Here is an 11544-nt window from a genome sequence, read left to right on the forward strand (position 1 = left end):
GCGTGGAAGCCGGTGTCTGTTCGACGGGTGAACCGCCGACTGGCGGTTCAGGTGGTTACGGTCTGCGCCGGGAGACCTTTCTGACTCCGGTGACCTGGGTGGACGGCTGGCCGGTCGTCGGTGAGGTCGCCCTGGAACCGCCCGCACTGCCGTGGCCGCTCGTCCCCGGCCCTGCCGAGGAACGGCGCGACGACTTCGAGTCGAGCGAACTGCGGCCGTCCTGGATCTCTGTACTGCACTGCACGACCAAGGAGCGCCTGGGCCGGCTGACGCTTCGCGCGCGGGGCGACTCCCTGGGCGAGCCCGACGTCGTGTTCACCAGCCGACGCCAGCAGCATCTGTCGCGCCGGGCGTGCACCATGGTCGACCCCGCCGGCGGACGCGGCGGCCTCGCCGTACGGCTGGACGAACGACGCCATTATGAGATCAACGCATCGGCGTCCCAACCGCGGGTGATCGCGCGCGTCGGCTCCCTGCGCACCATCGTCGCGACGCGGCCCGCGTCCGACAGGCCGGTGGTCCTCTGCGTCACGACGAGCCAGCCGCACCCCAGCACAGAGACCGTGCACCGGACCCGACGTGGTCTCCCTCGGCATCGAGGACCCCGACGGCACCTTCACCGTGCTCGCGGAGCTCGACGGCCGCTGCCTGTCGAGCGAAGTTGCCGACGGCTTCGCCAGCCGCGTCATCGGCATGTACGCCGCGGCGGGCACCGTCCGCTTCGGCTGGCTCGACTACGAGCCCCTGGACCGCTGGACAGGTCCCCTGCCCCGCCGACCAGGACGCCGGCCCCTCGTTCATCACCGACACCGTCGCCGCCAGCACCGAGAAGGCAGCAGCACCCGCAGGGGCGACTCGCTGTCACCCAGGTGAACCGCCGCGATGCGGCCAAGCAACGCCCCGAAGTCCGGTGTTCGCCGAGTCGCCGCTGCGCGGACACTGATCTCGGGTTGATCCTGCGGTCGGCTGTCGGGCGGCCGTGGTGGGCAGCGGCTCCGCCTGACCGCGCAGGAGGCCAATCACTCGCTCGTCACCGGCGACCGGCGCCCCGCGCTCCCTGGCGCGCCCCGCTGTCACCGTCCGAGGCGAGATCCCGAAAGCCTCGGTCCTTCGCTGCCACGGGCCGACCGTCGATCACGATCGGAACCGACTGCTCAACTTTGTACGCGTGCAGGGCGGTACAGTAACGATCTTGACTCAGGACTGCCTGGGTCACGGGCATCGACTCAAGCAGCGACGACATTCCCTCCGTGGGTTTCGCGCCGATGACCAGTGCTCCGTGATAACGCAGGTGGGGAGGATTGTCGTGGGAGACGCCCGGTGTGTTGTGCAGAGCCGGGAACCACGGGGCGAAGACGTGTGAGCGTAGTTCGGCCGCACCCGCCTCGAACAACGCACGAGCCAGAACGTCATGCACGAAGGAGGCGAAGCCGACGCGAGTCATACCGGCGCGACGCCGGATCAGGACGACAGCGGTGTCGAGTGTCTGGTCGCCGAAACCGCCTGTCCACCAACGCGATGACCCGGGCAAACCGAGGTGCCCGAGGCTGGTGGAGAAGACGTTCTGTTCGTCGTAGTGGATCTGACGGGCAGCGGGGGAACGCAAGGCCCGCAAGGCGCCGCCGAGCGTCAGGCGAAGTTCCGGCATACCGTCGAAGCTCCACTCCTCGGGTATGCCCGTCGCGCACAGGGGGCTTCTCGGCCAGAAGCCTCGCACTGAGCGAGAGAAGTGACGTTCGACCGTTTCCAGGACGTGCGGGATCCGGGATGCGATGTCGCCATGCTCCAAGGCCCAGTAGCGGCTCGCCGCACTGCGAGGTATGTCCGAGCGGAGGCGCAACAGCCAACACCCCGTCGTGACGGACTGCGGGTCGGCGGCCTTGACCACGGCCGGTGGTCCGGCGTCCGAGTGGACACTGTCGGGTGCGGTCGGCACGGATTACCTCCGGGGCGGGTGAAGCGGCGGGTTGGCTTCGATATAGGCAGGGCCCTCACCGAGCGGCAACTTCCGTTCCGCGACATGGAACACTGGGCGACGGCATGCCCCGGAAGGCCGCGATCACCCTGCGCGCTTCGGCCTGAGGGCACCTGCCCCCACATCCGAGTCTTTCGGGGCGTATCGCCTGCGCGAGTCCAACGCGCCGGGCTGGGGATCCACGATGAGCGCCAGGAGACGCCGTACTGATCTTCCTGGCCGTGCATTGCGTGGGAGCCTTCTCCGTCGGGATGGACGCCGAGGTAGCCCTGGTGAAAGCAATGGGCAGAGCGCCCCCGGGACATGCTCAGCGCGGGCGGCGCGTCCTCGCGACGTCGGTGGCGAGCAGCCGGCCTGCCAGCGCCGCGATCTGGCGCAGCCAGATGTGGGCGGGGTCCCGTTCGTGCAGGGGATGCCACCACAGGGTCTCGACCAATACGCCCAGTTCGATGGCGAGATCCAATACGACCATGCCCCTTGTTTCGTCGAACTGGTGGGTGATCCGTTCGGGCACCAGGCTCAACCGGTCGGTGCCTGCGATGAGATGGGGTACAGCGAGGAAACCCTCGGTGGTGATCTCCACTCGCGGCTCGATGCCGTGATCTCGCAGGCGGCGCAGCGAGGGGAAGATCACCGTGGGGTGGTAGAACGGCAATACCCAGGGTCGATCGGCGAGTTCCGTCATGCTCGTGACGCCACCGGATGAGGTGTCGGCCGAGGCGACGCAGACCCAGCGGTCCTGGAACAAGTCAAGCGACGGCAGCTGTGCCAGGAGACCCTGCGGGAGCACGATGGCGTCGACCGTGCGCAGATTGTCGTGGGCGCGCTGGACGAAGGCTTCGGTGCTGTGCCGGAACCGCAAGCGCACCCCGGGCGCCGCCTCACTCACGAGGTCCGCCAGGGTCCTCCCGAAGGTGGGCAGTTGACAGTCGGTCAGCACCAGGGTGAATTCGTGCTCAGCGGTGGCGGGATCGAAGTCCGCCCGCGTCTGGAAGACCCGGTCCGTCCAGTTGAGGGCCTCCGTCGTGTTCTCGCAGAGGCGCTCGGCCAGGGGTGTCAGCTCGTAGGCGTTGCCCACCCGGGTCAGGAGCTCGTCGCCGAAATGGCGCCGCAGTCGGGCCAGAGCCGTACTCAGAGTGGGCTGGCTCAGGCCGAGCCGCTGGGCCGCTCGCGTCACGCTGCGTTCCTGTAGCAGGGCGTCGAGTGACACGAGGAGGTTCAGGTCCAGGCTCATCGGCCAACCTCCGCACGGTATCGGTTATTCCAATGCTCAGCATAGGCAACTTCGGCTTCCCCGATACCTGCGAGGCGGACGAGAGTGACGGTACGGGCTCATCGAGGACCTGAAGGACGTGCAGGTTCCCCCGTCCACCCAAAGGATCTTCCATGCCGTCGTTTCGCGTACTGATCGCCGGAGGAGGCATCGGCGGGCTGTGTCTGGCGCAAGGCCTGCGCAAGGTCGGCATCGACTGCGCCCTGTTTGAGGCGGCCGAGGACATCGTGCCCTCCGGCTACCGGCTGCACATGAACGGCGCGGGCGGGCGGGCACTGAAGGAGTGCCTGCCCGAGAACCTCTACGAGCTGTACATGCAGACCTCCCGCGTCACGCCACGCCGGGAAGTCTTCGTTCAACTCGACCACCAGGGCAATGAGTTGGGCGCTCGCCAGCACATCGGCCCGCCCAACGACCCGGTACGGCCCCACACCGCGGTGAACCGGCGCACCCTGCGGCAGATCATGGCCGTCGGCCTGGAGGACGTGATCCACTTCGGCCGTACCGTCACCGACTTCGAGCACGACGGCGACCAGGTGCGGGTCCACCTGGACGACGGCTCCTCGGCCACCGGCGACATCCTCGTGGCCGCCGACGGCATCAACTCGGTGATCCGGCGGCAGCTCCTGCCCGAGGTTCCCGTCGTGGACACCCACATTCTGGGCATGTACGCGACCGCACCGCTCACCGACGACCTGGCCGCCACCCTGCCGGAAGCCCTCTTCGACGGCTTCGCCGCCGCCTCCGGCCCGGACGGAGCGCTGATCGTCTACGGCGTCTACCAACCCCGCCGCCCCGTCGCCGAGGCGGCCGCCGAACTGGCGCCGAGCGCCCGCATCGACCCGGTCGACCCATACATCATGGTCAACCTCGGCGTCATGCCCGGAAGTCCGTTCAGCCGCGAGGTCCCGGACCTGTGGAAGGCGTCCGCCGAAGAGCGTCACGAGGTGATGCGCCGGGCTGTCCGGGGCTGGGATCCGGCACTGGCCGAGGCCGTCGCACGCGTCGACGCCTCGACTCTCTTCCCGGTGGCCGTACGGCACCTGAAGCCGGCGGACCCCTGGACCACCGGCAGGGTCACGCTCCTCGGCGACGCCATCCACGCCATGCCGCCCACCTTCGGCGCCGGCGCCAACAATGCATTGCGGGACGCCGCCGCCCTGACCCGGGCACTCGCGGCGGCGGTGCACGGCGAGATCTCCCTGCTCAAGGCGATCGCGGAGTACGAGGCGGAGATGCGGGCCGAGGTGTTTCCCATCCTGCGCGCTTCTGCCGACCCCCGCGCCTTCGACAGCGACTTCCTGCCGGACGAACTCGCCGTCCCCAGCCGCGACTGACCGCGGCTCCAGCGCACATCCCCACTCCGAGGAGATTCATCATGTCCGCCGAGGAAGACGTCGAGTTCACCGTGCCCGGAGCGACCCTGAGGGGCAAGCTCTTCCGACCCGAAGGCAGCGCCGGCACCTCCCTCCCGGTCGTCGTCCTGCAGGGCGGTCTCGGCGGTCCCGCCGAGTCCGTGTTCCCCATGGCCGCGGGCTTCACCGATGCCGGACTGGCCTGTCTGATCTACGACCACCGCTGCACCGGGTACAGCGACGGTGAACCCCGTCAGCTCTTCGACCCCTGGCAGCAGTGCCGCGACCTGCGCCATGTCATCACCCACCTGACGCTGCGCGACGACATCGACGCCGAGCGCATCGGCCTGTGGGGCATCAGCATCGGCGGCGCAAACTCCCTGTTCACCGCCGCCATGGACCGCCGGGTCGCAGCCGTGGTCAGCCTCATCCCGCCGGTCAGCGGCTGGAGCGCCCGCAAGCTCCAGCCCGCCGACACAATGGCCGAACTGGACGCCCTCATCCCGGACGACCGCCAGGCACAACTGCGTGGTGAACCCGCAGCCACCATCCGCCTGCACGGCAAGCCCGAGCCGGGCAAGCCGGTGATGTTCAGCGACGAGGAAGGCCTGGAGTTCGTGGAGAACATGATTCACGGCCTGCCCAGCTTCAGCAACGAGATCACCGTCTCCACCCTGGACTACCTGTTCGAGATGGAGGTGCGCGCCTACGCCGAGCGCATCACCGCTCCGCTGCTGATGATCCTCGCTTCGAAGGACACCGTGGCGCCGGCCGAGGAGGCCCGCGAGATGTTCGAAAGGATTCCCGAGCCCAAGGAACTCATCGAGTACGAGGGCCAGCACTACGAGATCCTCTCGAACCACTTTCCCGAGATCGTCTCCCGTAGCGCCGGATGGCTCGGCAGGACCCTGAGCCCCTGACTCCCGCACCCCCTGAGCACCATCGCACGGCCCCGGCCGGGGGAACACGGCCGGGGCCGTCACCGTTTCGGGAGCCGGGGGCCGGTCTTTCCCGTGGGAGACATGGCAGATCGCCCGTTACTGACCTTGTTGGCGTGATGTCGTCAAGGTGAGGCCGGTTTCGGCGAGGCATCCGTCGATGAGGTTGCTGCGGTACTGGATCTGGCGGAGACCGTGCCGAAGCGTGCTCATGAGGTGGTCGGGGTCGGTGAAAGCGGTGTTGGCCTGGCTGCTGCGTCGAAGTAGTGACCAGATGCCCTCGACGGGGTTGAGGTCGGGTGCGTAGGCCGGCAGGAAGTAACAGGTGATCCAGTCATGGGTGTCGATGAACTCCCGCAGCCGACGGTCTTTGTGCACGTTCAAGTTGTCCCAGATGAGCACAATCGGTGTGCCGAGCTGCTGATGGGCGGCCGTCAGCAGGTCGCGGTAATCGGTCCAGGTGAAACTGCGTCTGCCGCCCCGTTTGTGGTCGACGTGCCGCTTGGGCCGATAGATCAGACGTGAGCGTTCGCCCTCCTTGTAGCAGGCCAAAGCTGCAACAGAGATGCGGCGCTGGGAGCGTCCCCGCACCCGGATGACGGGCGTGTGCCCACGTCGGGCCCACGTGCGGACGGTGGGCGGCGTCATCGAGAAACCGGCTTCGTCTTCGAAGCAGAGCCAGGCCCCGAGCGCCGCCACGGCGTTCCCACCTGGGGCCAGGTCTCCTTCACCCAGCCGGTGACGGCCGCCTCGTCGCGCTCGGTCGCACGCCGGGCCGGGACCTGGTGGCTGAAGCCGTGCCGGTGCAGCATCTGCGCGATGGCCGACAGCGTTGGACGCCGGCCCCTTCGACTCCAGAGCCGGTGTTCCGCCGTGCTCCCACGCCTGGCGCCACCGCTGTACCGATCGCACGCTGACACGTAACTGCCCAGCGACGGCGGCATTGTCGTGCCCGAGGGCGAATAACTCGGACGCCTGCATCCGGATGTGCGTCGCATGCGTCGTTCTTCTGCGTGACCTCGTTACGCAAGTTGCGTAACGAGGTCACGCAGAAGAAGTGTCCGGCCGGAAGGTGACCTCGTCACCGGTGAAGCGCGCGTTGAGTCCGGTCGTGGTGGCGGCGACCGAGCGCAGGTGAAGCCCTTCAGGGACGCTGCAAACGAACCGGCTCTTCCAGCACCTTGTCGAGCAAAGCTCGTGCGGGAGTGGGCAGGTGTCCCTGGACGACGCGGACATCGGTGAATGCGATGCGGTTGTCGGAGCGGACCGAGACAGCCGTGCTCACTGTCACCTCACCGCTGACGGGGAGGGCGACGCGCGCCTTGACCCGCCCCGGCTCGGTGTCCTGGGTGATCCGGAACACTGGTGCCGTGGGCGGGTATGTCTTCGGCAGTGATGTCCACGTGCCGCAAGGTGCCGGAGGCCAGTTGCGTCAGGACGGGGAACCCGCGGACGTCGACCGACGGGCGTTGCGGCGTGCCCATTCCTTGCTGGAAGGCTTCGGCCGTGCGACTCTCCGTTTGGCCTGTGGCGACGCGGTCGACGATGACGAATGTCGCCCCCACCATGGCCAGGGATGCGAGGGCTGTGACGGCTCTGCGCAGCACTCGGGGCGACGCGTCGACTGACACGGTGTCGACGCCGGAGCCGGGCCGACGCCCATGGCCGTCGCCGTGGTGGTACGGGGTCATGACCATCCTTCAGGGAGTGTTACCGAAAGGCCGCCGGGGCGGTCGGCCGGGTGCACCGGTGCACCTGCGCGCACCCACCTGCTCGGGACGCGACAACCGGTGCACGTATGCGGCGGCGCCATCGGGATCGGCCCCACCGCCGCGCAGCCCGCCGTGGCGGACGAACGCACAGCCGTACCGAACCCGAACCCGCCTTTGGTGACGTCGAGCCGGACGTTGCGCCATATGGCCATGCCGGGCCCGGCGGAGGAGGGCGCGGACACATCCGCCGCCATGCCTGTGTCCTGCCCCCGCCTCGGGCAACGCGGTCGCCGAGGTCTCAGCACCCTCGCTGTTCCCGGCGCCCGAGCCATGCCCGCGTCGGCGGCCGGGCAAGCACCGCACCACCGCGAACGGAAGGAGCGCGGAGAGCCGATGACTCGCGACGAAGCCGACTCGCTGCGCAGGTTCCGTCCGCCCCCCGGCAGCGGTGACACCGGCTCCACCGAGCGGCCCCAGGTGCCGCACCGATCCTCCCGGTCAGCCGGCGGGACCGGCTGCTGCGAGGTCGAGCGCGATGTCCGTGATCATGTCCTCCTGGCCGCCGACCATCTTGCGCCGGCCGACTTCGACGAGGATCGCCCGGGTGTCGAGGCCATGACGGCCCGCGGCGGCCTCGGCGTGTCGGAGGAAGCTGGAGTACACGCCCGCGTAGCCGAGGGTGAGCGTCTCGCGGTCAACTCGCACCTCGCGGTCCTGTAGGGGGCGTACGACGTCGTCAGCGGCGTCCATCAGGGGGAACAGGTCGCAACCGTGCTGCCAGCCCATCAGGTCGGCGACCGCGACGAGCGCCTCCAACGGGCAGTTGCCCGCCCCGGCGCCCTGGCCGGCCAGCGAGGCGTCGACGCGCGTGACGCCGTTCTCGACGGCGACGACGGTGTTGGCGACGCCGAGTCCGAGGTTGTGGTGGGCGTGGATGCCCAACTCCGTTGCGGAGTCGAGGACATCGCGGTAGGCGCGGACACGGTCGCGGACGCCGTCCATGGTGAGCCGGCCGCCGGAGTCGGTGACGTACACGCAGTGGGCGCCGTAGGACTCCATCAGCTTGGCCTGGCGGGCCAGTTCGGCGGGGTCGGCCATGTGGGACATCATCAGGAAGCCCGCGACGTCCATGCCCAGGTCGCGGGCAGCCGCGACGTGCTGGGCGGAGATGTCGGCCTCGGTGCAGTGGGTGGCGACGCGGACCGAACGGATGCCGAGCGCGTGGGCCCGCCGCAGGTCGTGCAGGGTGCCGATGCCGGGCAGCAGAAGAGTGGTGGGCACCGCGTGCCGGACGCTGTCGCAGACGGCCTCGATCCACTCCCAGTCGGTGTGGGCGCCGACGCCGTAGGTGATGCTGGAGCCCGCCAGACCATCGCCGTGGGCGATCTCGATCGCGGCGACCCCGGCTGTGTCCAGGGCGGTGGCGATGGTACGGGCCTGCTCGACCGTGTAGCGGTGGCGTACGGCGTGCATGCCGTCCCGCAGGGTCACGTCCTGCACGTACAGGGCGGGCGGCTGGTGCGCGGTCATCGGGCGACCACCTTCGTGGAGTGGTGTGCGGCCATGCGTTCGGCGGTGCGCAGGGCGGCCGAGGTCATGATGTCGAGGTTGCCGGCGTAGGCCGGGAGGTAGTGGGCGGCGCCCTCGACCTCCAGGAAGACCGAGACCTTCGCGGCGTCTGCGGACCGCACGTCGGCGGGCAGCAGCGAGCGCAGGGGATCGTCGCCGGCGACGCGGTCGAACTGCACCTTCTGCTTGAGGCGGTAGCCGGGCACGTACGTCTGGACGCGGGCGGCCATCTCCTCCACCGAGGCGGTCACCGCGGCCTCGTCGCACTCGTCGACCAGGCAGTGCACGGTGTCCCGCATGATCAGCGGGGGTTCGGCCGGGTTCAGGATGATGATCGCCTTGCCCCGGGCCGCACCGCCGACCTTTTCGATGGCCGCAGCGGTGGTTTCGGTGAACTCGTCGATGTTGGCCCGGGTACCGGGTCCGGCCGAACGCGAGGAGATCGAGGCGACGATCTCGCCGTAGTGCACCGGGGTCACGGCGGCGACGGCGGCCACGATCGGGATGGTGGCCTGGCCGCCGCAGGTGACCATGTTGACGTTCGGCGCGTCGAGGTGGGCGTCGCCATTGACGGGCGGGACGACGTACGGGCCCAGCGCGGCGGGCGTCAGATCCACCACCCTGCGCCCCAGCGGGCGCAGCACCTCGTCGTGGCGGCGGTGCGCACCGGCGGAGGTGGCGTCGAAGACGATCTCCACGTCCGCGAACGCGTCCAGCTTCACCAGACCGTCCAGCCCCTCGTGGGTGGTGGCGACCTTCAGGCGGCGGGCACGCGCCAGGCCGTCCGAGTCCGGGTCGATCCCGACCATCGCGGCGACCTCCAAGGACTCGGAGAGCCGGAGAATCTTGATCATCAGATCGGTGCCGATGTTGCCCGACCCGATGACGGCGACCTTCGCGGTCATGCTCCGGCTCCTTCCGTGAGGGCGGACGCGAACGCGGTCGTGACCGTGCCGAGCCCTTCGGTGTGCGCGGTGAATTCGTCGCCCTCGGCGGCGACGGCCATCGGGCCGAGCGCGCCGGTCAGGACGATGTCGCCGGCCTGCAGCGGGTCGCCCAGGCCGGCGAGGGTGGCGGCGAGCCAGAGGGCGGCGGTGAGTGGGCCGCCCAGGCAGTCGGCGCCGGTGCCCTGCGAGACGGTCTCGCCGTTCTTCGTCAGGGTCATCGTCACAGCGCGCAGGTCGACCCGGTCCAGGGGCACGGGCGTGCCGCCGAGGACGTACAGGCCGCAGGAGGCGTTGTCGGCGACGGTGTCGACGATGGTGATGTCCCAGTCCTCGATCCGGCTGTCCACGATCTCCAGCGCGGGCAGCGCGAACGCGGTGGCACGCAGGAGGTCGGCGACGGTCGGGGCGCGGTGCGACAGGTCCGCGCCCAGCACCAGGGCGACCTCGGCCTCGACTTTCGGCTGGAGCAGCCGTCCGGGGGCGATCGGCTGTCCCTCGGGCACCGCCATGTCGGCGAACAGGGCGCCGAAGTCCGGCTGGCCGACGCCGAGTTGCCGCTGCACGGCGGGCGAGGTCAGGCCGATCTTGCGGCCCACGAGCCGGCGACCGGCGGTGACACCGCGCTCCACCTGCAGGCGCTGCACGGCGTACGCGGCCTCGACGTCCGCCTCCGGCAGGAGCGAGCGCACCGGGGCGCACGCGACGCCGGTGCGGGCGGCCTCCTCCAGGACGGCCGCCGCCTTGGTCACGGCATCGGCGGCCTCGCGGCCGCTCATGATCGCCCCCGGTGCGGACTGGTTCTGCGGTGCGGAGCGAACATGCGGGTTACCTCCGGGGCGGGGAGACGTGGGGCTGTCGGAGAGGCGGCAATGGCCGGCCGTCGATCCACGACAGGTATAGGCGTGCGGTGCGAGCAGCGGCAAAATACGTTCCATGACACGGAACAGTGCGCAGGGGAACATGCTCGCCAAGGCAGCTGCCGTCCTCGACTGCTACCGCCCGGACGGCGGTGCGTTCCGTCTCACAGAAATCGCGACCCGTACCGGGCTGGCCAAGACGACCGCATTCCGCCTCTGCGCCGACCTGGTACGCCTCGGCCTGCTCGAACGCGAGGGAGAGACCTACCGGCTCGGCGGCAAGCTCTTCGAGCTGGGCTCTCTGGTGCCGCGCCGACTCGATCTGCGGGAGGCGGCACTGCCGTTCCTCCAGGACCTTTTCGAAGCCACCCACGAGACCGTGCACCTCGGCGTACGGGAAGGACACGAGGTGGTCTACGTCGAGCGGATCCACGGCCACCAGGCCCTGGCGCTGCCCTCCCGCATCGGCGGGCGGCTCCCCCTGACCTGCACCGGTGTCGGCAAGGCACTCCTGGCCTTCTCCGGTCCCGAGTTGGTGGACGAGGTACTGGCCGCGCCCCTGCCCCGCCTCACCCCCCACTCGGTCACCGACGCGGCGCGGCTGCGCACCGCCATCGAGCAGATCCAGGTGTCCGGCCTTGCCTACGAGGAGCAGGAAGCAGCCCTGGGTGTCAGCTGCATCGCCTCGCCCGTCTTCGACGGACCGACGGCGGTGGGCGCTCTGTCGGTCGCCGTGCCGCGCGCCCGGTTCCACCCTGCCCAGCTGGCGCCCGCCGTGCGGACAGCCGCTCTGGGACTGTCCCGTGTGCTGCGTACGGGGGTCCCAGTAGTTCTCGCGGAGAAAACACCGCTAAGCCGCTTCCGAGCGTCTGACCTGCGCTGATGTTCTGCAGATCACTTATCCCGTTGCCGGTCCGG

General features: G+C 69.6%; 12 protein-coding genes and 2 pseudogenes. 5 read left to right on the plus strand and 9 right to left on the minus strand.

What is annotated here, in order from left to right:
• Positions 1 to 98 precede the first annotated feature (98 nt).
• A pseudogene (locus PH203_RS41705) lies at positions 99 to 395 on the plus strand (glycoside hydrolase family 43 protein); the annotation flags it as partial.
• A gap of 184 nt (positions 396 to 579) precedes the next feature.
• A complete protein-coding gene (locus tag PH203_RS41710; protein WP_289927367.1) occupies positions 580 to 873 on the plus strand; it encodes a hypothetical protein in 294 nt (97 codons plus the stop codon).
• Between the two features lie 157 nt (positions 874 to 1030).
• Here the strand turns inward: PH203_RS41710 and PH203_RS41715 are convergent, their stop codons facing one another.
• Positions 1031 to 1648, minus strand: a complete 618-nt coding sequence (locus PH203_RS41715) for a hypothetical protein (protein ID WP_289927368.1) — start codon at positions 1646 to 1648, stop codon at positions 1031 to 1033.
• Between the two features lie 634 nt (positions 1649 to 2282).
• The gene (locus PH203_RS41720) at positions 2283 to 3209 is read right to left on the minus strand and encodes a LysR family transcriptional regulator (RefSeq protein WP_289927302.1); all 927 of its coding nucleotides are present in this window, start codon (positions 3207 to 3209) and stop codon (positions 2283 to 2285) included.
• Positions 3210 to 3361: 152 nt separating this feature from the next.
• Between PH203_RS41720 and PH203_RS41725 the strand changes: the two genes are divergently transcribed.
• Together PH203_RS41725 and PH203_RS41730 are read left to right on the plus strand one after the other, a co-directional pair.
• Positions 3362 to 4585, plus strand: coding sequence for an FAD-dependent monooxygenase (locus tag PH203_RS41725; RefSeq protein WP_289927303.1), 1224 nt, complete (start codon positions 3362 to 3364; stop codon positions 4583 to 4585).
• Positions 4586 to 4626: 41 nt separating this feature from the next.
• A complete protein-coding gene (locus PH203_RS41730) occupies positions 4627 to 5523 on the plus strand; it encodes an alpha/beta fold hydrolase (RefSeq protein WP_289927304.1) in 897 nt (298 codons plus the stop codon).
• Positions 5524 to 5640: 117 nt separating this feature from the next.
• Here PH203_RS41730 and PH203_RS41735 read toward each other — a convergent pair whose 3' ends face one another.
• The 7 genes and pseudogenes from PH203_RS41735 to PH203_RS41765 form a co-directional block, all read right to left on the minus strand.
• Positions 5641 to 6189 carry a transposase gene (locus tag PH203_RS41735; protein ID WP_289927360.1) on the minus strand — a complete coding sequence of 183 codons (549 nt, stop codon included), beginning with the start codon at positions 6187 to 6189 and terminating at the stop codon, positions 5641 to 5643.
• Positions 6186 to 6522 (minus strand): annotated as a pseudogene (locus PH203_RS41740) (winged helix-turn-helix domain-containing protein). Before PH203_RS41740 ends, PH203_RS41735 begins: the two are co-directional and overlap by 4 nt.
• Before the next feature lie 163 nt (positions 6523 to 6685).
• Positions 6686 to 6904, minus strand: a complete 219-nt coding sequence (locus tag PH203_RS41745; protein WP_289927369.1) for a hypothetical protein — start codon at positions 6902 to 6904, stop codon at positions 6686 to 6688.
• Positions 6834 to 7238 (minus strand): LmeA family phospholipid-binding protein, encoded by a 405-nt coding sequence (locus PH203_RS49835; protein ID WP_354671308.1) that lies wholly within the window; start codon positions 7236 to 7238, stop codon positions 6834 to 6836. Before PH203_RS49835 ends, PH203_RS41745 begins: the two co-directional genes overlap by 71 nt.
• Before the next feature lie 513 nt (positions 7239 to 7751).
• On the minus strand, positions 7752 to 8783 hold the full coding sequence (dmpG, locus tag PH203_RS41755; RefSeq protein ID WP_289927306.1) for a 4-hydroxy-2-oxovalerate aldolase: 1032 nt from the start codon (positions 8781 to 8783) through the stop codon (positions 7752 to 7754).
• Positions 8780 to 9727, minus strand: coding sequence for an acetaldehyde dehydrogenase (acetylating) (locus tag PH203_RS41760; protein ID WP_289927308.1), 948 nt, complete (start codon positions 9725 to 9727; stop codon positions 8780 to 8782). Before PH203_RS41760 ends, dmpG begins: the two co-directional genes overlap by 4 nt.
• A complete protein-coding gene (locus PH203_RS41765; RefSeq protein WP_289927309.1) occupies positions 9724 to 10545 on the minus strand; it encodes a fumarylacetoacetate hydrolase family protein in 822 nt (273 codons plus the stop codon). Before PH203_RS41765 ends, PH203_RS41760 begins: the two co-directional genes overlap by 4 nt.
• 184 nt (positions 10546 to 10729) lie before the next feature.
• On the opposite strand from PH203_RS41765, the gene PH203_RS41770 reads away from it, so the two are divergent.
• Entirely contained in the window at positions 10730 to 11509 is a 780-nt protein-coding gene (locus PH203_RS41770) for an IclR family transcriptional regulator (RefSeq protein ID WP_289927362.1), read from the plus strand.
• The last annotated feature ends 35 nt before the right edge of the window (positions 11510 to 11544 follow it).

Source organism: Streptomyces sp. S.PB5, from assembly GCF_030403745.1.
Lineage (GTDB): Bacteria > Actinomycetota > Actinomycetes > Streptomycetales > Streptomycetaceae > Streptomyces.